Annotated in this window: 17 protein-coding genes and 1 pseudogene; 6 read left to right on the top strand and 12 right to left on the bottom strand. The window is 72.1% G+C overall.

Going from position 1 to position 24,509, the window contains the following annotated elements; all coding sequences use genetic code 11:
* Nucleotides 1-2: 2 nt before the first annotated feature.
* Together ABT245_RS02800 and ABT245_RS02795 are read right to left on the bottom strand one after the other, a co-directional pair.
* On the bottom strand, nucleotides 3-431 hold the full coding sequence (locus tag ABT245_RS02800; protein WP_351727931.1) for an acetone carboxylase subunit gamma: 429 nt from the start codon (nucleotides 429-431) through the stop codon (nucleotides 3-5).
* A 29-nt stretch (nucleotides 432-460) separates the two neighbouring features.
* Nucleotides 461-2,374: a hydantoinase/oxoprolinase family protein gene (locus ABT245_RS02795; protein WP_351727930.1), complete on the bottom strand. Its 1,914-nt coding sequence runs from the start codon at nucleotides 2,372-2,374 to the stop codon at nucleotides 461-463.
* Between the two features lie 254 nt (nucleotides 2,375-2,628).
* Between ABT245_RS02795 and ABT245_RS02790 the strand changes: the two genes are divergently transcribed.
* Nucleotides 2,629-4,488: a sigma-54-dependent Fis family transcriptional regulator gene (locus ABT245_RS02790; RefSeq protein ID WP_351727928.1), complete on the top strand. Its 1,860-nt coding sequence runs from the start codon at nucleotides 2,629-2,631 to the stop codon at nucleotides 4,486-4,488.
* A gap of 388 nt (nucleotides 4,489-4,876) precedes the next feature.
* Nucleotides 4,877-7,633, top strand: a complete 2,757-nt coding sequence (locus tag ABT245_RS02785; protein ID WP_351727927.1) for a SpoIIE family protein phosphatase — start codon at nucleotides 4,877-4,879, stop codon at nucleotides 7,631-7,633.
* A gap of 106 nt (nucleotides 7,634-7,739) precedes the next feature.
* Here the strand turns inward: ABT245_RS02785 and ABT245_RS02780 are convergent.
* The 6 genes and pseudogenes from ABT245_RS02780 to cyc2 all read right to left on the bottom strand — a co-directional run bounded on the left by ABT245_RS02780 (nucleotide 7,740) and on the right by cyc2 (nucleotide 13,745).
* Nucleotides 7,740-8,206 (bottom strand): annotated as a pseudogene (locus ABT245_RS02780) (NUDIX hydrolase).
* Entirely contained in the window at nucleotides 8,199-8,372 is a 174-nt protein-coding gene (locus tag ABT245_RS02775) for a hypothetical protein (RefSeq protein WP_502982058.1), read from the bottom strand. The pseudogene ABT245_RS02780 and the gene ABT245_RS02775 overlap by 8 nt, the downstream one beginning before the upstream one ends.
* A gap of 46 nt (nucleotides 8,373-8,418) precedes the next feature.
* Nucleotides 8,419-9,366: a phosphotransferase family protein gene (locus ABT245_RS02770; RefSeq protein WP_351727925.1), complete on the bottom strand. Its 948-nt coding sequence runs from the start codon at nucleotides 9,364-9,366 to the stop codon at nucleotides 8,419-8,421.
* Nucleotides 9,367-9,438: 72 nt separating this feature from the next.
* The gene (locus ABT245_RS02765; protein WP_351727924.1) at nucleotides 9,439-10,566 is read right to left on the bottom strand and encodes an aminopeptidase P family protein; all 1,128 of its coding nucleotides are present in this window, start codon (nucleotides 10,564-10,566) and stop codon (nucleotides 9,439-9,441) included.
* Between the two features lie 165 nt (nucleotides 10,567-10,731).
* On the bottom strand, nucleotides 10,732-11,295 hold the full coding sequence (locus ABT245_RS02760; RefSeq protein WP_351727923.1) for a PDZ domain-containing protein: 564 nt from the start codon (nucleotides 11,293-11,295) through the stop codon (nucleotides 10,732-10,734).
* A 290-nt stretch (nucleotides 11,296-11,585) separates the two neighbouring features.
* Complete coding sequence (gene cyc2 / locus ABT245_RS02755) at nucleotides 11,586-13,745, bottom strand: germacradienol/geosmin synthase Cyc2 (protein WP_351727922.1); 2,160 nt, start codon at nucleotides 13,743-13,745, stop codon at nucleotides 11,586-11,588.
* A gap of 617 nt (nucleotides 13,746-14,362) precedes the next feature.
* Here cyc2 and ABT245_RS02750 point away from each other — a divergent pair.
* A complete protein-coding gene (locus ABT245_RS02750; protein ID WP_351727921.1) occupies nucleotides 14,363-14,521 on the top strand; it encodes a hypothetical protein in 159 nt (52 codons plus the stop codon).
* Nucleotides 14,522-14,772: 251 nt separating this feature from the next.
* Here the strand turns inward: ABT245_RS02750 and ABT245_RS02745 are convergent, their stop codons facing one another.
* Nucleotides 14,773-15,963, bottom strand: a complete 1,191-nt coding sequence (locus ABT245_RS02745) for a damage-control phosphatase ARMT1 family protein (RefSeq protein ID WP_351727919.1) — start codon at nucleotides 15,961-15,963, stop codon at nucleotides 14,773-14,775.
* A gap of 22 nt (nucleotides 15,964-15,985) precedes the next feature.
* On the bottom strand, nucleotides 15,986-16,633 hold the full coding sequence (locus ABT245_RS02740; RefSeq protein WP_351727917.1) for a ScbR family autoregulator-binding transcription factor: 648 nt from the start codon (nucleotides 16,631-16,633) through the stop codon (nucleotides 15,986-15,988).
* Between the two features lie 614 nt (nucleotides 16,634-17,247).
* On the opposite strand from ABT245_RS02740, the gene ABT245_RS02735 reads away from it, so the two are divergent.
* Nucleotides 17,248-17,703, top strand: a complete 456-nt coding sequence (locus ABT245_RS02735) for a tellurite resistance TerB family protein (RefSeq protein WP_351727916.1) — start codon at nucleotides 17,248-17,250, stop codon at nucleotides 17,701-17,703.
* 806 nt (nucleotides 17,704-18,509) lie between these two features.
* Here ABT245_RS02735 and ABT245_RS02730 read toward each other — a convergent pair.
* Together ABT245_RS02730 and ABT245_RS02725 are read right to left on the bottom strand one after the other, a co-directional pair.
* Entirely contained in the window at nucleotides 18,510-20,072 is a 1,563-nt protein-coding gene (locus ABT245_RS02730) for an aromatic amino acid ammonia-lyase (RefSeq protein ID WP_351727914.1), read from the bottom strand.
* Nucleotides 20,073-20,082: 10 nt separating this feature from the next.
* Nucleotides 20,083-21,045, bottom strand: coding sequence for an ABC transporter substrate-binding protein (locus ABT245_RS02725; protein WP_351727913.1), 963 nt, complete (start codon nucleotides 21,043-21,045; stop codon nucleotides 20,083-20,085).
* A gap of 380 nt (nucleotides 21,046-21,425) precedes the next feature.
* Between ABT245_RS02725 and ABT245_RS02720 the strand changes: the two genes are divergently transcribed.
* Both ABT245_RS02720 and ABT245_RS02715 read left to right on the top strand, forming a co-directional pair.
* On the top strand, nucleotides 21,426-24,014 hold the full coding sequence (locus tag ABT245_RS02720) for an ATP-binding protein (RefSeq protein WP_351727911.1): 2,589 nt from the start codon (nucleotides 21,426-21,428) through the stop codon (nucleotides 24,012-24,014).
* Complete coding sequence (locus ABT245_RS02715) at nucleotides 24,011-24,487, top strand: roadblock/LC7 domain-containing protein (protein ID WP_351727909.1); 477 nt, start codon at nucleotides 24,011-24,013, stop codon at nucleotides 24,485-24,487. The genes ABT245_RS02720 and ABT245_RS02715 overlap by 4 nt, the downstream gene beginning before the upstream one ends.
* Nucleotides 24,488-24,509 lie beyond the last annotated feature (22 nt).

Here is a 24,509-nt window from a genome sequence, read left to right as displayed (position 1 = left end):
TTTCAGCGGACGTGGCCGATGGCCTTGAGGGCGGCGGTGTGCTTCTGGGCGTCCTCGCCGGGCCCGTAGGTGTGAACCTCCTCCGGGTCCACACCGCGCTCCTCCCACTGCGCCCGAAGGGCGGCGACGTCGATGAGGATGTCGACGGTCGGCGGGTGGCCCGGTGGGAGGTACTCGGCCTCGATCTGGGTGCCGCAGCCGGGGCAGTAGTACTCCAGGATCCGGCAGTAGCCCGGGTCCGGGGAGAAGGTGAACTCGTACCGCTCGGGGTCGATGATCGGCTGGTGGATCTCCCGGGGGTCCCGGTCGTGGACGAGGGTGCCTTCCTTGTAGTTGCCGTGTGCGCTGCCCATGTCCTGGTCGCAGACGCGGCACACCCAGCGCTCCGTGGTGAGGTCGATGACGAGGTATTCGGTCATGGGGACTCGCATGGGAGCCCTCCTTCGCGGGGTCGTGGCCGTCAGAGGGTGTCGTGGAGGAGGAGATCGCCGGCCGAGGTGACCCGGAAGGTCCAGCCGGGCAGGACGCGCGCGGTGAAGAAGGGCCCCTCGACGATCGCCGGGCCGGCTCCGGCGTCTCCGGGGCCGAGATCGGCCAGGACGTGCACCGGCACCTCGTCGACACGGTCGGCGGCCGACCGGACCGAGCGGGTCCCGGCGGACGGCGCGGGCCGGGTCTCGACCTCCTGGTCCGGGGTCAGTTCCGGGTGGGGCAGTGGCGCGACGATGGTGAGCTGGAGGGAGACCCGCCGTTCCGGATGGTCGGCGGCGTCGCCCGGACGGTAGGGGGCGCGGGACACCGGCGTCCCGTCCTCCTCCTCGACGATCACCTGCCACGAGGCGTCGCAGTCGGCGAGGGTGTAGCCCTCCTGGAACATGTCGCGCTCGGCCCGGCCGAGGAGTTCGTCGTACGTCTTCCTCGTCGCCGCGGTCGCCGGCTCGTCCACGCCGGCCTCATACGTCTTGCCGATGTCGGAGAAGGCGATGCCGAGTGCGGAGAAGACCGCGGCCGTGCGCGGGATCAGGACCCTGTTCACCCCGGCGGGCCGGGCGGCGCCGGTGGCGCTCATCGGTCCGGCCCCGCCGAAGGCCGCCAGTGTCGTGTCCTCCTGCACGAGGGGGGCGAACGCCGAGGACAGCGCCTCGAAGTAGGCCCGCTCCATCCGGATCAGTGCCTCCTCCAGGCTGATCCCGAGCGGGTTCGCTACGGTCTCGGTGATGACGGTCCGGGAACGTTCGGCATCGAGCCGGAACGTGCCGTCGAGATAGGTGTCCGGGTCGAGGACGCCCAGCAGCAGGTTGACGTCGGTGATCGTCGCCTGCTTGCCCCCGAAGCCGAAGCAGGCCGGTCCGGGCGCGGCTCCCACGGACTGCGGCCCGACCGTGATGTGCCCGTCCTCGGCGGCGATGACGGAGGAACCGCCGACACCCCTGGAATGGACGCTGCTCATCGGGTAGGAGATCGGGACGCCCTTGATCGTGCCCCGTTCGTCCGCGTCGACGCGGTCACCGACCACGACACCGACGTCCGTCGTCGTGCCCCCGACGTCGATCATGAGGGTGTGCTCGAAGCCGTAGGCGCGGGCCAGGGCCGCCGTGCCCTCCAGCCCGCCGCGGGGGCCGGAGGAGTAGGTCTTGAGAGCGACGGACTTGGCGACCCGTGAGGACGCGCCGTCGTTGCGGTAGACGAGGAGCGGGTTGACGACCTTGTAGGACTTCAGGCGCCGCTCCGCGCCGTACAGGAAGCGCTCCATCGTCGGGTGGAGGAAGGAGTTGATGACGCACGACCAGACCCGGCGGGGGTCGCTCCGGTCGCCGGCCAGGTCCCAGCTGTAGATCAGCGGGATGGACCCGAGCAGATGGCGCGGGAACTTGCGCAGCAGAACGGCCCGCAGCCGGCGCTCCTGCTCCACATCGCCGCCGGCGACGACGACGCGCGCGGCCCCGAGGGTCGCCAGCCGGTTGACCTTCTGGACCACCTCGAAGTCGACCGTCTCCTCGTCGGCCTCCATGTCGACCACGAGGATGCGGTCGCCCACGAGGCCCTCGAAGAGGTCCCGCTCGGCTTCGGTCGTCCGCAACGCCGCCGCGAGGTCCGGCATCGTCGTGAGGATGCCGATCATCGGGCCGCGGCGCTCGACGAGCGCGTTCGTCCCTTGTGTGGTTGAGTACCGGATGTGCTGGGTCGAGTGCAGCAGCCGCTCGATGTCGGGCGTGCCGTACAGCGCCGCGGATGCCTTCTCCACTCCGGCGAAGAGGCACTCGGAGAGGTCGTGGGGCGTCGTGAGCGTCTTGGTGAAGGTGAAGCCGGTTCCGTCCCAGACGCAGATGTCGGTGAGCGTCCCACCATTGTCGATATTGATGAGGGTGTCCATGCCACTCCTTGGGCTGCAACTCGGACCGCAACGGATCTGCGGGAGCGACGCGGTCAGTGACCCCGGGGTGCCCCCGAAGCGTCCGGCCCGGCCGTCGCCCTCGACGGTGAGATCCAAGGTGCTGGCGTCTCACAGTTCGTGGCCGTCCCAAATTGGGACACGCACGCCGGTTGGTCCCAGCCAGCTGCCCTGGGCATCATGAGGGCCCGACGCGTGAGGGCCGCACGCCTCGGTGGCCGCGACGAGGAGGTCGTATGCCGGACCAGAACAGCAGGCTGCTGCGTATGGCGGCCGCCCGAGCCGACTTCCTGGAATACGGACGGCAGGGCGCCGCGGGCGTTCCCGACATCCTCGCCGCGTCATGGGAGCGCAGTCAGCAGGCCGGGATCGACATCACCCGTCCGTCCACGGACTTCAACGACAACATCGACACCAGCTGCCGTCTGGTCCGCTGCGCCGAGCCGGTCCTGGACCAGCTCGGCAACGACACCGCCGACCTGCCGCTGGTCATCGCCCTCACCGACAGCCGGGCCCGCCTGGTGCAGCGCCGGGACTCCTCCTCGGCGGTCGGCCGGCTGCTCGACCGGGTCGACTTCGCCCCGGGATACAACTACGCCGAGGGGAAGAAGGGCACCAACGGGGTCGGGACCGTGCTGGAGGCGGGGCAGGCCGTGTCCGTGGTCGGTCCTGAGCACTTCACGGAGGAGCTCCAGGCGTTCGCCTGTACCGGTGCGCCGGTCATCGACCCGCTGACCGGGCGCATCGAGGGCATCCTCGACATCTCCACGCTGGCCGACGCGTGGAATCCGCTCGTGCACACGCTCGTCAAGTCGGCGGCCAGGGACATCGGGCGCAACCTCCTCCTGGACCGGAACCAGGCCCAGCAGGCGCTGTTCGAGACCTATCTGAGGGCCGACGCCCGCTCGACCCGACAGGCGGTCTTCGCCATCGCGGAATCGGTGTTCATGGCCAATGCCGCGGCCCAGGCACTGTTCGACCCGGTCGAGCAGCTGGCCGTCCGGGAGCACGCGACCTTCCTCATGACCCGCCGCGATCGTGTGAACGAGACGATGACCCTGCAGTCCGGCCGGATCATCCACATACGCGGGACCCGTATCGTCTCGGGCTCCGACACGGCCGGCATCGTCGTCATCGCCGACGCCGTCACCGTCCAGGCATCGCGTGCGTCGGCCTCCGTCCCCAGGGCGGGTTTCGACGACCGTGTCCTGCCCCGGGTGGCGATGGCCGGCACCGAGACCAGGGGTCTCGTCGGCGACCTGCGCCGACCGCACGTGCCGATCGCCTCCGGCTCGTCCCCGGCATGGATCCGCGCCTGCTCGGAACTGCGCGACGCGCTCGCTGCGAAGGCTCCGACGATCGTCCTCGGCGAGACCGGGGCGGGCAAGTTCACCCTCGTCGCAGAGCTTTTCCACACCGACCACCCCGGGGGCCACAGTGTCTCCGTCGACGCGACCCAGTTGCAGTCCGGAGGCGAGAGCGACCTCGACGCCCTGCTGGGCAGCGCCCGGGAGCAGACCCTGTGCATCGTCCGGAACATCGACCAGGCGAGCACAGCAGGAGTCGAACGCATCGACGAGCTTTTCACGACCCTCGGTGCGACGACGGCTCCCGTCACCTTCGCCGCGACGGTGTCGGACTCCAGCCTCGACTCCGACCTGCCGTTCCATGCCCTCCTCGGACACTTCGAGGTCGCTGTGACCATCCCACCGCTTCGCTGCCGCACCGAGGACCTCACGCTCATCGCCAACCGGCTCCTGGAGGAGATCGCCCCACGTCGGCGGGTCCGGCTCTCCCCCCAGGTCATGCGGACCATCGCTCAGTACACCTGGCCCCGCAACGTGTCGCAGCTGCGCGAGGCGCTGACCCATGCGCTCCATGCGCGGCCGGTGGGGGAGATCCAGAACCAGGACCTACCGAGCTACTGCCAGACGCGGTCCCGCAAGAACCTCTCGCGGATCGAGGCCGCCGAGTGTGACGCGATCATCGCGGCGCTACGGGAGAAGGACGGGAACCGGGTCGCCGCCGCGGCGCACCTCGGCATATCGCGCAGCAGCCTGTACCGGAAGCTGCAGTCCTACGGAATAACGGCCTGACAGGTGCCGGAACTGTCCCACATGGGGGCATAGCGTATCCGTGTGCACTGCCTGACGTCGCAGCATGGGAAGCCCTCAGCCCTCAGCCCTCACCCCTTCGCCGAGCCCTGGGATCAGACCGGAAACGATCACCTCGACACCCGCGACCTCGGCCTCGGCCTCGCCGAGGTCCATGATCAAAGCGAGGGGACACCCCGTCGGGGCGACCGGGGTCTCGCAGCACGCCCTCGTAGCTCTCCGGCTCTCCGGCAGGCCGACGACGTGCAGCTCGATGGGCCTCAGCCGGCCTCGTGCACAACATGGGCGCTCTCGCCGTCGCCGATTACGCGACGGTGCTCCATGCGTGACACTGAAGGTAACGTATCCCTCTCTGGGTGAAGAGGCTCAGATGAGCAGTACCTGGGACGACGCTGCTGCCCTTGCGGAGGCATACGACAGGCTGCTCTCCGGCAGGACGGTGGGAGCCGCCGTCCGCAAGCCGATCCGGAGTTCTTGGCAGCGGTGTCGCCTCAGGGGCATCGCGGCCGACGGCTTCGAGGTCCCCTACGAGTCCGCCCTGGACGTCGAAGGCAAGCTCGCCCACGCCGCCGGTCCCGTACTCGACCGTCTGGAGTCCGTGCTCTCGGGCATACCGGTCACCATGTTCCTCACCGACGAGCAGGCGCGGATCATGGAGCGCCGGGGAGGCGAGCCCTCCCTGAACCGCTACCTCCACCGGCTGCAGATTGCCCCCGGCTTCGGCATCCCCGAGGAACTCGTCGGCACCAACGGCATCGGCACGGCCCTCGCAGTGGCCGGGCCCACCATCGTGGTCGGCCGCGAGCACTTCGCCGATGTCTGGCGCACACTCGCCTGTGCGGGCGCGCCCATTCGCGATCCGTTGAGCGGGCAGTTCCTCGGCGTGCTCGACCTGACGTGCAGGGATCGCGATTCCGACGTGGCCATGCTGAAGGCCGTGACCGAGGCGGCCCACGGCATCGAGCAGCGGCTGCTCGACGGCGTCACCGCACGCGAGCGTGCCCTGCTGGATGCCTACCAGGGCGCCTCCGGCCCCTCCGGCCGCAGGGCAGCCGGCCAGCCGTCAGGGATGTCCCTGACGCCCTGGGACTTCCTCGACCTTCGTGACCGACTCGTCCTGGAGGAGCGCGCGACCGAGCTGATCTCGTCGGGTCAAGCCGGTCTCGCCGAAGTGCGGCTCAGCCATGGACGCGCGGCCATCCTCGTCAGCCGGCCGGTCGGAAGCCCGTCCGGCGTGACGGGTCTCGCCGTCGAGGCCGCCTTCCCCGGCGTCGGCGTTCACCCTCTCCGTTCCCGGCAGCCTGCGGAGTCTCCCGAGCCACAGCCACCCGGCACGGCATCGCTCATGGCGCACGGTCACCTGTCGGGGCGTCCCCTCCCCACCGCGCCGTCCGCCGCGCCGGCGGACCGGTGGCTGCTCGCCGTCGGCGAGCCCGTCATCGGCCGGCTCGCCCTGCGGGCTCGTCAGCGCCTCGGCCTGATCGCCGATGCCGGCTCCCGGATCGGGACCACGCTCGATGTGTCCCGGACCGCCGAGGAACTGACCGAGGTGGCCGTTCCCCGGTTCGCCGACTTCGCGGCCGTCGACCTGCCGGACTCGGTGCTGCTCGGTGAGGAACCGATCCGGGTGGACGGCCCGCTGCGCCGGGCGGCGATGGGCGGCGCGTACGAAGCCTCCCACCTCCACGGGCTGGGCGATCTGATCGCCTTCGCTCCGTCCACACCGCAGGCCCAGGCACTGGTCACGGGCGAGCCGGTGCGCGAACGGACGCTGTCCCGGGCTCCGGGGTGGATGGCCCATGATCCGGTCCGCGGCTCCAAGATCCTCGGTGCGGGCGTTCACTCGCTGATTGCCGTGCCCATGCTCGCCCGCGATACGGTCCTGGGCGTCGTCAGCTTCTACCGGTCCCGGGCGCACGGCCCCTTCGAGGAGGACGACCTCATCCTCGCGGCGGAACTGGTGGGACACGCCGCCGTATGCATCGACAACGCGCGCCGCTTCACCCGTGAGCACGCCATGGCGCTCACGCTGCAGAAGAGCATGCTCCCGAGCGGCTTGCCCGTTCAGCACGCGGTGGAGGCGGCTCACCGCTACCTGCCCGCGGCATCCGGGGTGGGAGGCGACTGGTTCGACGTCATTCCGCTGTCGGGGGCGCGGGTGGCGCTGGTCGTCGGCGATGTGGTCGGGCACGGCCTGCACGCCGCGGCGACCATGGGCCGGCTGCGCACCGCGGTCCACAACTTCTCGGCACTCGACCTGGCGGCCGACGAGATCCTCACCCAGCTCGATGACCTCGTCATCCGCCTCGACCTCGACGACCAACGGGCCGGAAAATCCTCCATGGGAATCGTCGGCACGAGCTGCCTGTACGCCGTGTACGACCCCAGCACGCGGCGCTGCACCCTGGGACGGGCCGGCCATCTGCCGCCCGCCATGGTCCTCCCCGACGGCACCGTGGAATTCCCCGACGTGCCTGCGGGTCCGCCGCTGGGCCTGGGCGGTCTGCCCTTCGAGACGGTCGATGCCGAACTGCCCGAAGGCAGCCTGCTCGTCCTCTACACCGACGGGCTGATCGAGCACCTCGGCGGGGGCGACCTCGAACACGGCCTCGACCGCTTGCGGAGCGTCCTCGCCGCTCGCGGCCGAACGCCGGAACAGGTCTGCAAGGCGCTGGGCGCGCTCATTCCGGCGGAGCCCTCGGACGACATCGCCCTTCTGGTGGCCCGCACCCGCGCCCTCGGCGCCGGCCAGCTCGCGACCTGGGACCTGCCCGCCGATCCGTCGGTCGTCTCCCGGGTGCGTGAGGACGTCATCGCGCGGCTGACCGGCTGGGGCCTGGGAGAGCTGGCGTTCACCACCGAACTGGTCGTCAGCGAGCTGGTCACCAACGCGATCCGCTACGGCTGTGAGCCCATCCAGTTGCGCCTGCTCCACGACAGCACGCTGATCTGCGAGGTGTCCGACGGCAGTAGCATCGCCCCCCGTATGCGCCGGGCACTGACGTTGGACGAGGGCGGGCGCGGGCTCTTCCTGGTCGCCCAGCTCACCCAGCGCTGGGGCACCCGGTACACCACGCAAGGCAAGGTCATCTGGGTCGAACTGTCGCTGCCCGGACAGCCGGTCTAGTAACCAGGCCCTGCTGAAGGCACCGACCGACTCCTGCCCCTTCCCTCCGCAGCGCCCGCCCAGACAGCATCTCCCCCGGCCAGGGCCGGCATCGGGACAACGCCGGCTACCGGGCTGCGGGCATGGTGCCATCGCGCCAGTCGTTCACCCGCTTCCGGATGCTCGCGACCATGGGGAGCGCGTCGACCGCCTCGGGCTCGAACCAGCGGACATCGGTGGATTCCTCGGACACGGCCAACTGCCCGGCCACGGGCCGAGCCAGGAAGCAGACGGAGAACTCCTGCCGGACCTCGCCGTCATCGTAGGCGAAGACGTGACGGGGGTCGGTTAGGTCCCGACGATGCCGGTGATCTCGACGTCAAGCCCGGTTTCCTCACGGGTCTCCCGAATCGCGCAGTCCGGCAACGACTCGCCGATGTCCATGGCGCCACCGGGAAGTGCCCACATGCCGTTGTCGCGCCGGCGCTGGAGCAGAATGCGCCCGGAGCCGTCGACAACGACAGCGGAAGCAGCCGGAACCAAGCTGTTCGCGGCCGGAGCGTTCGGGTCGTCCTCGTAGTCGCGCCTACTCATGCCCCTCCTCCTCCCACACCGGGGTGCCCCGCTTCCACAGTTCCTCGGCGTGCGCGGCAAAGCGATCAAACATGCCGTCGTCCTGATGACGGCGCAGATGCAACGCAGGAGCATCGTGGCCGACGCTGCGCTCCTGCCCGCGAGGGGCGTCGTCGGTCTCCTTCATCGTCCACAAACGCTCCAGCCGATCCCCGGGGGTCACATGGAGCACGTCAAGTACCGGGCTCGTCCGGCTTGTCCGGTCTGAACTCGGTGACCCGTTCCAGCAGGATCGCCTCCCAGGCCCGCCGCAGCTGGGTCCGCAGCAGCGGCAGGGGGCCCACGTCACGGCCGTCGAGGCGGTCCGCGAGACGCAGCACGGTGTCGCAGCGGGCGAGCCACAGCCCGCGCAGGCAGAGCCGGGCGCCGTAGGCGGCGAGGGTGGCGGCGCGCACGGCCGCGCCGGAGCCGACGGCGAGCGCGAGCCCGGCGATGTCCTCCGCGGGGTCGCCGACCGCCGCGTCGGTCCAGTCGAGGACACCGCGTACCCGCCCGTCGTCGCTCACCACCAGATGCTCGCCCTTGAGGTCATGGTGGACGAGGACCGCGGTGCCGGACTGGGCGGTGAGCTGCGCCGCGCCGGCCCGGGTGAGCTGCCGCAGCAGGACGGGATCGAACTCGTCGGCGGCGCCCAGGCGTTCGGCGGCGGGCACGGCCATCCGGCGCAGCGCCTCCAGCGAGCGCGGCGCGGCGCGCGGCACGCCGAGGCTCTGGGCCTGCCGTACGGGCACCTCGCGCAGGCCCGTGAGCAGCCCGGCGAGGTCGGCCTCGCCGACGGCGGACACATCGCGTTCGTCCGCGAAGCGGCCGGGCAGTCTGATGTCGAGGGTGTACGTCAGTCCCGGCGCCCACTCGCCGTGCGCCACGCTGACCGGGACGCCGACCGGCAGGTGCGGGCGCACCAGGTCGCGCACGCGCAGCTCGCGCCGTTGCCGGGCGGCGGCGTCCCGGTCGGGGGCGAGCCGCAGCACGTAGCCGCTGCCGACCCACCACGTGGCGTGCTCGCCGCCCTGGGCGACGGGCCGCACTTCGGGTCCGGCGGCGTCGGCCGCGCCTTCCTGGACGAGCGCGCGGATCAGCCGGCGGACGGTGTCCGTGTCGGGGGTCGGTGCCTGGGTCATGATCGCGCCGTTGTCGTCCGGGGTGTCGTCGGTGTCGTCGAGGGGGCTGTCCTGCTCGTGGGGGCGGTGCCCTCACTCCACTATGACCATCTCGCGGGTGGTGTCGTTGAGCCGGCGGCCGCCGTCCCCGGTCACGGTGACGATGTCCTCGATGCGCACGCCGAACCGGCCGGGCAGGTAGATGCCGGGTTCCACGGAGAAGCACATGCCGGGCACGAGGGGCTGCTCCTCCCCCTCGATCATGTACGGCGGCTCGTGCGTGGTGACGCCGATGCCGTGCCCGGTGCGGTGGATGAAGTACGCGCCGTACCCGGCGTCCTCGATCACCGCGCGGGCCGCGCGGTCGACCTCCTGGCAGGCGACGCCGGGCCGTACCGCGCGAAAGCCCGCCTCCTGGGCGGCGCGCACGACGTCGTGGACCGCGCGTTCCTCGTCGGTGGGCTCGCCCACGTGGACCGTACGCGTGGTGTCGGAGCCGTAGCCGTCCTTCAGGCCGCCGAAGTCGAGGACGACCATGTCGCCGCGCCGGATGACGCGGTCGCCGACTTCGTGGTGCGGGTCGGCGCCGTTCGGTCCGGAGCCGACGATGGTGAAGTCGACCTGGGAGTGCCCGAACCGCCGCAGCAGGTCGGCGAGGTCGCGGCCCACGTCGGACTCGCGGCGGCCGGCGAAGGGTGCCTTGCGGATCTCCTCGAACGCCGCGTCGGCCGCCGCTCCCGCGGCCGCCAGCAGCTCCAGTTCCGCGGCGTCCTTGACGGCGCGGAGCATCGGCAGGGCGTCGGTGAGGGAGGCGTAGGAGGTGTCGGGCAGCGTCTTCTGCAGGCCGAGCAGGTGCATCGCCCAGGCGTTGTCGCTGACGCCGAACCGGCCGTTCGGGGCGAGCAGGTCGCCGGCCACCGCGTAGGGGTCCGCGCCGTCCCTCCAGTCGCGCAGGGTCAGCGCGGGCGCGCCGGGCGCCTGCCGGACGTCCGGGGCCTCCAGGGCGGGCACGACGAGCACCGGGTCGCTGCCTTGGGCCAGCACCAGCAGGGTGAGCCGTTCGGTGACGGCGGTGGGCGCGTAGCCGGTGAGCCACACCAGGTCGGGGCCCGGCGCCACCAGCAGTCCGGCGAGTCCCGCGTCGGCCGCGGAGCGCGCCGCGCGTTCCATGCGGGCCCGGTAGTCGTCGGCGGTGAAGGGAGCGGGCGGGCTACCGGACATCGGGGCCTCCGGGGACGCGTGCGCGGGCAGGGCGGACAACCACGGGAAGCATCCTGCCCGGACCCGGAGGGCGACGCGAGCCGTTACCGGCTCGCGTCGCGGTGACGGCGGTGTCCCGGCGGCGGCCGGCCCTCCCCGGTGCCGGCGACGGGCCGCTCGCGGGTCTCAGGTGACGACGCCGGGTACGACGGTCATCTGCTGGTAGCCGCCGCTGTCGTGGCGCACGCCGAGGGCGACCCGCTCCCCCGGGCGGGCGCGGGACACGGCCCGGGCGAGGTCGGCGGCCGTGTCGATACGGCTCGGCCCGAACTGGAGGATCACATCGCCGCGTGCCAGGCCCGCCGCGTGGCCGGGGCCGGGTTCATGGACGGCGATGATCCGCGCGCCCGCCTTCTCGGCGTCCACGGCCTCGACCCCCAGGGTCGCGCCCACCGGTGCCGCGGGCCCGGGAGCAGTGGCGGGGGTGACCGGGGTCGACGACGGGTGCCGGTGCGGCGCCTGCCGCTGGAGCTGGGCCAGCTTGCCGGTGCCGACCGCGGTGGCGCCGACCGCGCCGAGCCCGACGCCGGACAGCACCAGCACCGTGCCGGCGAACAGTCCGAACAGTAGGGCCCTGAGCCGCCGGCCGCGGCGTCGCGCGGCGTGCGGGCGCGGGCCGGAACCGGGCCTGGGTCTGGCCGGCCGCTGCTGATCGGGCACGGGCTTGGGACGCAACGCAGTCTGTTCCATGGATCGCCTCCGGCAGATGCTCTACCCGGCGGGCCCGGACCCGACGAGCCACGAACGAGTGAGACTGCCCGGGGGGCGAGGGCGGGAAGCCATGGGAGAAGGCCCCCCGCTTCTGCTCAACGCGCTCGCCGAGCGCGACCGGCCGGTCCTGAACGCGTACGCGGTACTTCCGCGCGTACGCCCCGCCCGGCCTGGGCCCGCTGGGCGCGCACGGGCTCGGCTGCTGGGGTCACGACGCGGACGGTCATGTCCGCGTACGCGGGACCGTGCGCGCCGGGCGGGGCCGGATCTCAGCGGACGGGCAGCGCGGGGGCCGGTGGCCGGTCGGGCAGGAAGCGGTGGGCGCGGCGGGCCAGATAGCCGGACTTGTAACGGTCGACCATGCGGTGCCAGTTCAGAATGCCGGCCAGCCAGTTCCGCAGGTCGGCCACGTAGCCGTCGAGCGCCCGGCCGGCCTCGTCCGAGAGGCCGAAGTCCTCTCGCACAACGGGGAGTTCGTTGGCCACGACATGCTGGAACTGCGCCATGCGCTGGGTCATCAGATCGTGCACGACGCCCAGCGCGGCCGGGTAGTCGACGCCGAAGAAGTTCTGCACGACGAGGACGGCGTTGTGGATCTCGCCCTCGTACTCGATCTCCTTCTGGTACGAGAAGACGTCGTTGAGGAGGCACGCGTAGTCGACGGCGGCGTTCTCCATCGAGCGCACCGGGCCGCTGCGGTAGACCTCCGGTGGGATCGCCGGTCCCTGGCCCATCCGGCACAGGCTGAGGGTGAGGTCGGCTCCGAAGGTGGCCCGCCGCATCTCCAGGTAGTCGACCGGGTCGGGGATGCGGTTGTTCAGCTGGTTGGTGAGTTCCCACAGCCAGCTCTCGGTCATCACGTCGACGGATGCCTTCACGGCGCGCCGCTGTTCGGCGGTCATGCCGGCCGTCGTACGCGCCCACAGGTCGATCAGGCCGCGCTCCAGTCCGTTCGCCGGGGCGGGAGCCGGCGCGCCGTCCAGGGGCATGCACGCCGACAGCCGCGCCGTGGTGACCCGGGCGGCGGCCAGGTCCCGGCGGTGGCCGAACAGCAGCGGGTAGTAGTCGTCGCCGTAGGTCCCCCAGGCGAGCCAGGCGGAGCCGAGGTCAAGGGCCTCAGGAGCGGCGTCCGGATCGAGTCCCGCGGCGCACAGCGCGAGGTCGTAGGCGGCGAGCCGGTCCTCGTCCCAGACTCCCTCGGCCAGCATGCCCATGCGGTGCATCCAGTCGGTGAGCCGGCCACGGGCGGCATCGAGGTGGGGGCTCAGCTCCAGCTGGAAGGGCATGTGGAAGTCGGGCAGCAGGGACGAGCCGACCTTCTGGAACGGCATGTGGGAGTAGGCACGCAGCCGTTCGGCCGCGGCGGAGGCGAGCAGCGCGCCGATGTCCGCCGCACAGGTGCCGGGGCCGGCCGGCCCCTGCCACGGGGAGCGGACGACGGCGCCCTCGTTCATGTAGCGGCTGGAACGCAGGTGCCATTCGTGGCCGCCGGACTGCCAGTCCTGAAGGCCCTTCGTGTAGGCCGCAACCGCCGCCACCTGGTCCGGGGTGAGGGCCTTCTCCAGGGCGAGCGCGGGCACCTCGGTGAGCGCGGTGTGCTCGAACTGGTGCAGGCGCGAGGTGAGGATGTCGTTGACGGTGTCGGCGGCCTCCTGTGTGGTGCAGCCGAAGAAGGTCTCCAGGACGAGTACGCCGTTGCTGTTCTCGCCCTCGTCCTCCACCTCGCGCTGGTAGGAGAACAGGTCGTTGCGCAGGTGCACGGCGTCGGCGAAGGTCTCCATGAGCACCCGCAGCGGCCGTGAGCCCGCCACGACGGCGGGTACCTCCGCGGTCGCGTACTCGACGAGCCCCGCCGACCAGGGGGCGCCGCCCACCTTGCGGCGCATCTCGATGTACTCGACGGGGTTGGCGATCCGCCCCTCGTTGATGTTGGACAGCTCCCACAGGGACTCGTTGAGCAGATGCTCGGTGGCGACGGCGAACCGTGCGCGCCAGTCGGCCGACATCGACGGCACCGTGCGCGCCCACAGGTCGGCGAGGCCCGCCTCCACGGGGTTCTCCGGCTCCGGCACGGCGGCCGTCACATCCAGCGGCATGAACAGCGGCAACCGGTCGAGGTGGGCCTTGCCCGCGGCGCGGTCCTGGCTGCGCTTGTACTTCTCCAGGAAGTGGTCGTCGAAGAAGAACACCCACACATACCAGTCGGTGATCAGCGAGAGGGCCTGGGCGTCGCAGTCGGGGTGTGTGTAGGCGCACAGCAGACCGTAGTCGTGCGCCTCCAGGTCGGCCTGGTCCCAGACCCCGGAGCCCTCCAGCATGCCCATCTCGCGCGCCCACGCGGTCGAGTGGGCACGCGCCTCGTCGACATGCGGGTTCAGCCGCGCGGGGTACGGCATGTAGAAGTGCGGAAGTTCGAAGGGCTGCGTCATGGCCGGGCCCTACCCGCGCCCTCCGACCCCCATCCACCCCCCACCACATGATCACACCATCGCGTGAACCCCCTCCGAACACCGGAACTTTCACGGTACGGAGCTGTCCGCACGAAGCTGCCGGTGCACACCGGCGCGGTCCGGCCGTTCAAGGATGCGACGACCAACTCGTCGTACGCCGAAGGGCGCTCGCCCGGGAACGGGCCGCGCCCTGTTCCGCCGGTGCGCTGCGAGCGGCCCCGGGGCGGGGACGGCACGGTCGACATGGTCACCCTCGTCGCCGACGTGTACGGCCCCTTGACGGAGGGGCCCTTCGTCACGCGCCCCCCAAAGGGGCGCGGGAACGGCGCGAGCGGCCACGAACCACCCGCAGCCGGCGTACAACGGACCGCGGCACCCCGGTGGCCGCGTGGCCGCACCGCACGGAAACAGCGAGACGGGCGAGCCGCCGGCAGGGCGCTCGATGCGCGTTCCCCGGCGCGGCTGCGGGACAGGTTCGTCTGCGCCCGTGAACCGGCCGGGCACCCGCGGGCGTACCGGCTGCCGCGCACCGGGCAGGCCCCGCTCGCCTCGGCCGTCGACACGTCGCCGCGCCGGGACGGTCCGCATGTCGACGGGTGCCTGTCCGTGCCGCCGCGCCTCGCGACGCCGCCGAAGCGGCTGACGTCGAAGCGGCCGGTGCGGAACCCGCCGAACTCGAAACGGCCGAACTCGAAACGGCCGAACTCGAAACCGCCGACGTCGAAACCGCCGGTGCCGAAACCGCCGGTGCCTGACCCGCCGGTGAGGCCGACCGTGCCGAGCCCGAGGACGGTGGGCGCGACCGCGCGGCGGCGCTCTCCGGCGGCGCCCTGCCGGGACGGCGCCTTGCACGGGGGCGTGCTCGCGCGGACAGCGCACTCGCGCGGACGACGGGCTCGCGCGGACGGCATCCAGCAGGCCGCCCGGTACGGGCCTCGTCGTCGCTCGGACGGCATGCTCGCGCGGCTGTCCGCGGGGCTTCGCCGACAGGCTCAAGTCGGTTCGGCTACCGCCGTCGTGGCGCGCTGACCTGGATCAGCGCATGCGTGCCCGCGGTGCGCCAGCGCTGTCCCTCGGCGCGGACGAGTTCGGCCTCGGTGTCCTCGGCCAGGCCGGTGATCACGTCGGACTTCAGCGTGCGCAGGGCGGCGACCGGGCCGGGCCAGTAGGCGGTGACCTCGTGGAAGGGCGTGGTCGGCGGCCACATCCGATCGCCCACCAGGCGCCGGTAGTTGAGGTCGCCCTTGACGATCGTCAGGTCGGCCGCGGCGAAGTCGGCGCGCAGGTCGTCCGGCATGTCCGCGTACGGCAGCGGGGCGCAGGAGAAAGGGTGCGCGCGCACGTCGAGGCGCCCGTCGGCCATGGCCGCCCACAGCAGCCTCCCGTACCGGGCCGCCGCACCGGGCGCCGAGGTGAGCCGGCGCAGCGCGTCCACCACGTCGGCGGTGGTCGCGTCGGAGACGTAGTACGGGTACGGCTTGACGTGCAGCACCGCACGCCCGACCCGGCCCTTGGCGAGCAGGTGGGCGATCAGCAGCAGGTCGGGGACGAGTTCGCGGCCAGCGTTGTCGGCGACCAGGCACAGCGTGCCCGGCCCGGCGGGCGGGAGCTGGGCCCACAGGGCGTCGCTGTCGTCGTGGACCAGCGCGGGGACCGCCGCCCGGTCCTCACTGCCCTCAGCCGAGAGGCGGAAGCCGAGGTCGGCGCGGTTGCCCCAGAGCGAGCCGTGCAGCAGGGCCCGGGCCCGCTCGTCGTGCGGCCGGCCCTCCAGCGCGTCCAGCGCGGCCAGTTCCTCGTCCGTCTCGGCGGCGTCGAGTTCGGCGAGTTTCACGGGGCGGAAGGGGTCGATGCCCTGCCAGGCGCCGGGGCCGAAGTAGCCGACGGCGTCGAGGAGCCGCCGGTAGAAGTGGCTCTCGGACCACAGCCACGGCACGTCGAACCAGGACCGGCCGGTCCGCGCGTCCATGCCCCAGTCCCGCCACCGGTCGCGGTCGGCCGCGTCGGCGGGGAGCGGTTCGATCACGCCGTCGGCGCAGCTCTTCAGCAGTGCGTCGAGCGCGCGGTGCCGCTCGGGGCCGTACGGGAAGGCGTCCCGTACCTGGCGGATGATCGCCGGGTGCCGTTCGGCGAGCACGCTGTGCGGGAACGAGCCGGGCGCGTTGCCGAGGAGCACGGGCGCGGCGGGGGTGTCGGGCATGTCGGTCACCGTACCGCGCGGTTCAGACGGTTCTGGTCTCCCGTTCCAGCTGGGTGGCGAGCGCCAGATAGCGGGCTCTGCGGGGCACCGGCACCAGGCCCCGGATCAGCAGGTGCCACATCTCGGCGATCCGGCGGGGCAGCCGCCCGGCGGGTTCCAGCAGGCGGCCGGCGACTCGGGTGCCGACGAAGAAACAGACCAGGGAGTGGGCGGCGGCCTCCACGTCGGCGTCCGGATGGACGTCGGACTCCTTGACGGCGCCCAGGAGTCTGCGGGTGGCCAGCTCAAGCCACTCGGTGAAGGGGTGTCTGAGCGGCGGCCGTACGACGATGTCCGCGGTGGCGAGGCGCAGTCCGGCCCGGGGGACGGGGCCCTCGACGGCGAGCCGGGCCATGCCGAACGTGGTGCGGATCAGGGACTCCAGCGAGGAGCAGCCGCGGCGGTCCACCTCGGCCAGCACCTGCCGGACGGCCCTGGACTGGAGTTCCAGGATGGCGTGCGCCAGGTCCTCCTTGGCGGCGAAGTGGAAGTACAGCGCCCCCTTGGTGACCCGGGCGTGCTCGACGATGTCGCTCAGGCTGGTGGACTCATAGCCGTGACGGTCGAACAGGTCGGCCGCTGCCGTGATGATCGTCGCGCGGGTCTGCTCGGCGCGTAACTGCCTCGCCATCTGCTGGACTCCTTGACCGCCGGAAAAAGAACGGGACGTGCCGTTTGTTTTTTACCCCCCGCACACGATAGCTCACCGTGCGCCAGCGGTCGTTCGGGGTGCGGACCGGGCGCCCCGCACGCACGACGGTGGCGCGGGCGGACCCGACGGCCCTGACTCTTCCGCAAACGGACGGCGTCGAAGCACGGATCTCCCTCGGTTCTCTTCCGGTTTGCGGAGGCTCCGGCGGACAGGCGTACGCCACACCGGTGATCGCCACAATACGAGGCGGACGGTCTGTTCTCAATGGCGCGTCATGGGGCCGGAAAACGGACGGGCCGGTCGGTGCACTTGCACATCGACGGGTTCAACAGCCCCTGAGACCGCGCCAGTCACGGTCATCACGCCCGCAACGGCACGGCACCCGCCGTGCCGTGCGCGGCGGCACGCGCCGGCCGCCGATGCGATACGGCCGGAAAACGCCCCTCCGCATCCGGCCGGTCGACCGGTATGCGATGGACCCGGCACGCCGCGTGCCGGGTTGCACCGGGGCGCGGGGCGCCGGAACTTAACGGGACCGCCGAGAGTTTCTACGGTGCTGTAGAGGCATTCGACTGTGTATTCAAGGAGTTCGCATGGCCCTGTGGGACCGCGTCAAGGAGTCCGCATCGACGATGCAGACCCAGCTCGTGGCGAAGAAGAACGACCTGAAGAGCGGTGCCTTCCGTGACGCGAGCATGGCGATGTGCGCGCTCGTCGCCGCCGCCGACGGGACCATCGACCCGGCCGAACGCCAGCGCGTGGCCCAGTTGATCGCCACCAACGAGGTGTTGCAGAACTTCCCCGCGGACGACCTGCGGCGCCGTTTCGAGGAGAACCTGAACAAGCTGACCGCCGACTTCGACTTCGGCAAGGTCAGCGTGCTCCAGGAGATCGCCAAGGCGAAGAAGAAGCCTGCCGAGGCCCGCGCGGTGATCCAGATCGGCATCGTCATCGGCGGCGCCGACGGCGACTTCGACAAGACCGAGCAGGCGGTGGTACGAGAGGCCTGCTTCACCCTGGACCTTCCCCCACACGAGTTCGACCTCTGATCCCCACCCCGCGCCCCGCCCCACCCCCGCCCGACAACGTCCCAGAAACGGCCCCTGGGCGGGGCGCGGTCAGGCCCCGAGCGAGCCCCCGACGGGGCGAGCGAGACACAGGCGGGAGCCGGGCAGGCCCCGGCAAGACACCAGCGGGCCCGAGACCCGGGCGGCCCCCGGCCGAGACCCGGACAAGACGCACGCGGACCCCAACCAAGACCCGAACGGGACCCGAGGCAAGTCCCGGGTGAGACGGGGCCGGACCCCCGGACGGCGCGCGGAGACAGGACCCCCGGCAAGACACCAGCGGCCCCCAACCGAGACACGGACGAGACACACGCGGCCCCCGGCCAAGACCCGGACAAGACGCACGCGGACCCCGGCCAAGACCCGAACGGGACCCGAGGCAAGTCCCGGGTGAGACGGGGCGGATCCCAGGGCAAGACCCGGCACGACCCGCGCAGGCCCCAGCAAAGCGCGGGCCGGTGCCGCGCAGGCCCAGCAAAGCGCGGGCGGGTGCTGCGCGGGGCCGAGCAGGCCGGGGGCGGCGCGGTACGGGTGGGGCGGTGGTTCTCGCCGAGGCACGCCTTGCGCTCGGTCTCCTCGTCCATCGGCTCGATGCCCCCGCCCAGGACGGCCCGAAGGGCACGGGCACGGTCGGCCTGCGTGAGGGCCGCACGGGCGCTCCGCTCGGCGGGAAGGCCCCGGTGCCGGCCCCGTGCCACGTCCAGAAGTCGAGCGTGCGCTTCGGCTCCAGAAGCGGCCGGCGAAGTGGCCGGGCACGGGGAACGTACAGCCGGGTTCTGTCGTCGGCCTCAGAGTTCTGCCAGGAATGGCAGTAGCTCGGTCGCCGTGGTGATGTCGCCGGTCAGGGGGCGGTCCTCGGTGTCCGGTGGGAACACGGCCGCGGCCAGGGCGAGGGCGGGCACGGGCGGGGCCGCCGAGTGCAGGCGCAGCGCCCGTACGGCGGAGACCAGTTCGCAGGCGAGGACGGTGGTGTACGCGTCGGCCGCCCGCTGGGTCTGCCGGGCGGCCTGACCGGCGAAGCTGGCGGCCTCTTCCAGCCCGTGGGAGAGGACGGCGTGCCCGGCGGAGGCGGGGGCGGCGCACGAACGCAGTTCGGCGAGGGCCGAGTTGGCGGTGTACTCCAGGATCATCACACCGGAGCTGCCGGCCGGGCCGGTGGCGAGGAAGTCGGGCAGTCCGGTCAGGTCGCCGCGGACGAGCGCGGACAGCCGGGCGACGGACAGCTGGGCCGTCTGCAGCAGGGCCAGGTCGAGGCCGTCCAGGGCCAGGCCCAGCGGGGCGGCGAAGAAGCCGCCGTGGTGGTAGGCATGGCCGTCCGCGGCCAGCACCGGGTTCTCCGTGGGGGTGTTGATCTCCACCTCGACGATCCGGCGCAGCGCGTCCCAGGCGTCGAGGGCGGCACCGTGCACCTGTGGGAAGGCGCGGAAGCCGTACGGGTCCTGGACGCGCCGCCCGGCGGTGACCGGCCGGTCGGGCAGCCCCAGCAGCCTGCGTACCTCGGCGGCGGCGCGGGCCGGGCCCGGGTAGGGGCGCAGGGCGTGCGGCGGGGCGGCGTACGCCTCCGGGGACCCGGCGACGGCGGCGAGGGAGAGCGCGGCGACGGCGTGTGTGGCCCGCAGCAGGACGTCCACGGCGTGCGCGGCGAGCGCGGCCTGTCCGAGCGCGAGGGCGTTGCTGCTGAGCAGCGCGAGCGCGTCGCCGGAGCGCGGCGTGACGGGCGCGGGCAGCCCGGCGGGCGCGGCGTCCGCCCCGGTCGCCGGCGGCCGGGCGGTGTCGCCGTCCGCGGCCGGTGTCCGGGCCGTGTCCGCGGTGGCGGTCAGCCAGGGGCGTTCGCCGATGAGGGTGAGGCCCGTCTGGGCCAGGGCCGCCAGGTCGCCGGTGCCCACGCCGCCGTAGGCGTTGACCGCCGGGTGGACACCGAGCCGCAGGGCCTCGGTGAGGGCGGTGATGACGTCGGGGTGGATGCCGGAGCCGCCGGCCAGGAGCTGGTTGGCGCGGACCGCGAGCATCGCACGGACCTGCCGGGCGGGCAGCAGCGGTCCGGCACCGCCCGCGTGGCTGCGCAGCAGCCGCAGGCCGTGCTCGGCCTCGTCGCCCGCCTGGACGGGGACGGAGCGGTTCGCGCCCACGCCGGTGCCGCGGCCGTAGAGGCGGCCCTTCGCGGCCAGGCGGCGCACGGTGTGCCAGGCGCGGTGCGCCCGGTCGAGTGCCGCTCGGGGGACGAAGGGGACGGCGACGGCGTCGGCGAGCCGGACGAGTCCGGGCAGGTCCAGGCCGTGGCCGTCCAGGACGACGCGGGTGTCCCCGGTGTCCGGGGACACCCGCGTCGCTCCGTTGGTGCTCGCGTCCACGGTGCGGACGTCAGTCGAGGCCGGCGGACTTCAGCCAGGCCTTGGCGACGTCCAGCGGGTCCTTGTTCTCCAGCTGCACCTGGGTGTCGAGGTCCAGCAGGGCCGCCGTGTCCAGCTTGGCCGACACCGCGTTGAGCGCGTCGGTGCCCTCCTGGGAGAGCGAGCCCTTGTAGACCAGCGGCTGGACGTTGGCGAACCCGAACAGGTTCTCCGTGTCCTGAAGGACGACGAACTTCTCCTTGGAGATGGTCGGGTCCGTGGTGAAGATGTCCGCGGCCTGGACGGTGTCCTTCTTCAGCGCGGCCTGGGTGAGCGGGCCGCCCGCGTCGAGCGCCTTGAACGACTTGAACTCCACGCCGTACACGGACTTCAGCCCCTCAAGGCCCTGGTGCCGGGTCTGGAACTCCGGGGAGCCGCCGATGACCAGGTCCTTCGCGATGCCCTTGAGGTCGGCGATCGAGGACTTGTCGGTCAGGTTGTACTTCTTCGCGGTGGCCGCGTTGAGGGTGACGGAGTCCTTGTCCTGGGCCTTGGCCGGCTCCAGCAGGGTCAGCTTGGAGTCGAGCTTGGCCTCGATGCCCGCCGTGGTCTCCTCGATGGTCTTCGGGGTGGCCTTGGAGTCGAGGTAGGCGAGCAAAGCGCCGTTGTACTCGGGCAGAACGGAGATCGAACCGTTCTTGAGCAGGCCGTACGTCGTTTCACGGCTGCCGATGTTGGGCTTGTAGGTGACCTTGATCCCCTTGGCCTTGAGGGCCTCGCCGTAGATGTCGGCCAGGAGGATGCTCTCGGCGAAGTTGTTGGAGCCGACGACGACGGTGTCGCCGCTCGCCTTCTCGCCCTTGAGCGGGTCGTCGGACGTGTCGGAGGAGGAAGAAGAACAGCCCGCCAGCAGGGCCGTTGCGGCGGCGAGTGCGACGGCTGCCGCGCTTCGGTGTCTCCGGATGAACCTGCTGGTGTGGGTGTTGGAAGTCACGGTTCCCGTTCCGGGTTCAGTGGTCGGTGGGGTTGGCGGGGGTTGGTTGAACAACTCTGGAACAGCTCGCCACTGATCCAATCCAGCCTGTTCTCGCCCAGTCAAGTGCCACCGGGTCACTGATTGGCTTCGATCCGTGGCCAGTTGTGTATGGAGAGCGTTCTCTTTGTAACGGATTCTTGATGAAAGGCGAGCTGATCAGTCCCTGAAGGAAGCTGTAGTCTCACCGCAGTTGATAGCGGGCACAGCGGTGCACGGATTCCGCTTCGGCGTCGTTGCGCAACAGTTCCGGGGCGAGAGGGCCCCGCCACGGGGGCGACGACGCCCCGCACGGCGAGGCGGCCACGCCCCGCGGAGACATCCCCCACGAAGGAGGACCGGTGTCCACGAACGAGGTGGACGCGCCCGCCCGGCACGCCCCGCCGACGCGGAGCGGCATCAGGGGCTTCGCCGACCGCTGGCCGTTCAGGCGCAAACTCAATCTGCTCGTCGGCGTTCCCCTCGCCGTGGTCGCCGCGCTCCTGTCGTACATGATCACGGATCTGGTCCAGCAGTCGAGCACGGCGGATTCGGCGGCGCGGCTCGTGCGGGACAGCGCGCAGGTCGCCCGGCTGGTGGACCGTGTGGAGGCCGAGCACCAGCAGGCGATCCTGCTGTCGGTGCGCTACGAGTCCGGGTTCAGCAAGCCCTCCCCCGCCGCCTACCGGGACGCCCAGAAGGCCGTGGACAGCCAGGCGCAGAAGGTGCTCGACACCTTCGGCGACCGGCTGCCGGAGAGCGAGGCGCAGGCCCTGCGGGAGGTCGAGGGCCTGTCCAGCCTGCGCGACTCGGTCGAGGCGGCCTATCTGCCGGCCGACAACATCGACCCGGCCTACGCCAACGTGGCGCAGGGCCTCATCGACGGGCTCGGCCTGGACCGCAACTCCTCGCTCGCCTCCACCTTCACCGGCAACCTGCTGGACTCGCTGCTGCGCGCGGACGCCGCCCACGGCGCCTTCGAGACCAGCGTGTTCTCGGCCACCACCGGGGACACCAACGCGCTGATCGAGTTCACCAACGCGGTGGGCTCCTACGACCTGTACAACCACCAGGCCGACCGGTTCGGCCGGTTCGCCAGCGAGGCGCAGACGGAGCAGCTGGCTGGGGTGGAGCACACCACCGCGCAGCGCACCATCGCCCAGTCCTTCGCCGAACTGCAGATCGACACCAGCAGGCTGGAGGCGGGCAGCCCGGAGGAGATCCGGCAGGCCGTCAAGGACGCGCTGAACTCCTACCCCGTCTACCCGGAGCAGGCCACCGCCCGGCTGAAGATCACCACTTCGCTGATCGGCCAGATCGCCGAGCGGGCCGACGACGCGTCCCGTTCGGCCCAGTGGAACGCCGGACTGCTGCTCAGCGGAGCGCTGGCAGGCTTCGCCCTCTGGCTCGCCCTCGCCGTGCTGGTCCGCCGCTCGGTGATCCGCCCGGTGCAGGCGCTGACCGGAGCGGCACAGGAGGTCGCCGAGGTGGCCGGCCGGGAACTGGCCCGGGTGGCCGACGACGACACCGAGGACGACCGTCCGCCCCGGCTGCGGGACATGCCGGTCACCGCGCGCGACGAGATCGGCGACCTGGCCGAGGCCTTCAACCATGTGCAGACGACCGCCGCCGCGCTGCTGGAGCGGCAGGTGCTCAGCCGGCGCAACACCGCCGAGATGTTCGGCAACGTCGGCCGCCGGGTGAGCAACCTGACCACCCGTCAGCTGGCGTTGATCGACGCGGTGGAGCGCGGCGAGACCGACCCGGCCGTGCTCGAACGCCTTTATTCCATCGACCACATCGCGGTGCGTCTGCGCCGCAACGCCGACAGTCTGATGCTGCTGGCCGGCATCCGCGAGACGGTGCTGGACGGCGGGCCCACGCCCCTCACCAACGTGGTGCGGGCCTCGCTCGGCCAGATCGAGGGCTATCAGCGGGTACGGCTGTACACCGCCTCGGACGCCATGGTCGAGCCCGACATCATCGGCGACCTCACCCTCATGGTGGCCGAACTCATCGAGAACGCGGTGTCGTTCTCGCCGGAGGGCAGCCCCGTCGAGGTGACCGTCCGCTGCGGCGCCGAGGGCGCGCACGTCGTCATCACCGACCATGGCCTCGGCATGAGCGCGGACCGCCTCGCCGAGGAGAACGCCCGGCTGATCCGCCGCGAACGCCTCGACCTCGTACCGACGAAGGTGCTCGGCCTGTTCGTGGTGGGCACGCTCGCCCGCCGCTGGGAGATCGGGGTCGAGCTGACCCGGACGCCGGGCGGCGGTGTCACGGCCGAGGTGGCGTTGCCGGCCTCGCTGCTGCTCGCCATGAGCCCGGCGGCGGACGGTGCCCCCGCCCGGACCGGGCGTCCGGCCGCCGCCGCGGCGGACGCGCCCGTGAGCACGGGCCCGCACCCGGCCACGGTGCTGCCCGCGCCGTCGCCGCGCCCCTCCGCCACCGGCGCGCGCCCGGGCCGGGCCGACGCGCACGGCCTCGACGGCTCCGCCGAGCCGCACGACCCGCTCCCCCGCCGCCTGCCCCGGCGCGAGGCGCCGCAGGGCACCGACGGCACTGTCCCGGCGACCGTGGAGAATGCCGCCGTGACCCATGGCACCCCAGCGGCCCCCGGAGACCGGCCCCCGCTGATCCCGCGCGCCCGCACCGAGACGCCGCCGCCCGCCGCCCGCGCGGACGACGCCTCCACGGGCGCACGCCCGCTGCGCCGACGGGTCCGCGGGGCCACGCTCCGCACGACCGCGGGCGCCCAGCAGGCCGTACCGCAGGCGGCGCGCCCCCGGGACGCACAGGCCGAGCGTGACGCCCTTGAGGAGTTCGAGGCCGCGGTGGCGCAAGCCCGGCTCGACAGCGACACCGGCAGTCTCGCGCGCCCCGCAACCGGGGCCGCGCGCGGAGACCAGCCGCATGACCAGAACCACCATCCGGAAGGAGCCGAGCAGTGAGCACGTCGACAGGTGACACCCCGACGGGCGGCACCACGCCGACCGATCTGCAGGCCGCCGCGGCCGACTTCACCTGGCTGCTGAACCGCTTCGCGACCGAGACCGCAGGCGTGGTCGACGCGATCGCCGTATCGTCGGACGGCCTGCTCATCGCCGTGTCGGAGCTGCGCGAGCGCGCCCACTCCGAGCGGCTGGCCGCGATCGTCTCCGGCATCACCAGCCTGGCCGCGGGCGCCTCCGGCAACTACGGCCTGGGCGGCCTCAACAAGGTCATCATCGATCTGGAGGGCGGTCATGTCATCGTCTCCGCGATCGGCAGCGGCGCCGTCCTCGGCGTGGTCGCCGACAAGGAGGCCAAGCTGGGCAACATCGCCTACGAGATGACGCTGTTCGCCAACCGTGCCGGGGCCGCGCTCAGCCCCCAGCTGGTGCTCGAACTGAAGAACAGCGTCGGCGTGGCGTCGGCCCGCTGACCGGCGGCCCGCCCGTCGAGAA

This window comes from Streptomyces sp. NPDC001508, assembly GCF_040298665.1.
Taxonomy (GTDB): domain Bacteria; phylum Actinomycetota; class Actinomycetes; order Streptomycetales; family Streptomycetaceae; genus Streptomyces.
The sequence above is the reverse complement of the archived record's forward strand: the minus strand, read 5'-3'. Positions and strand labels throughout refer to the sequence as shown.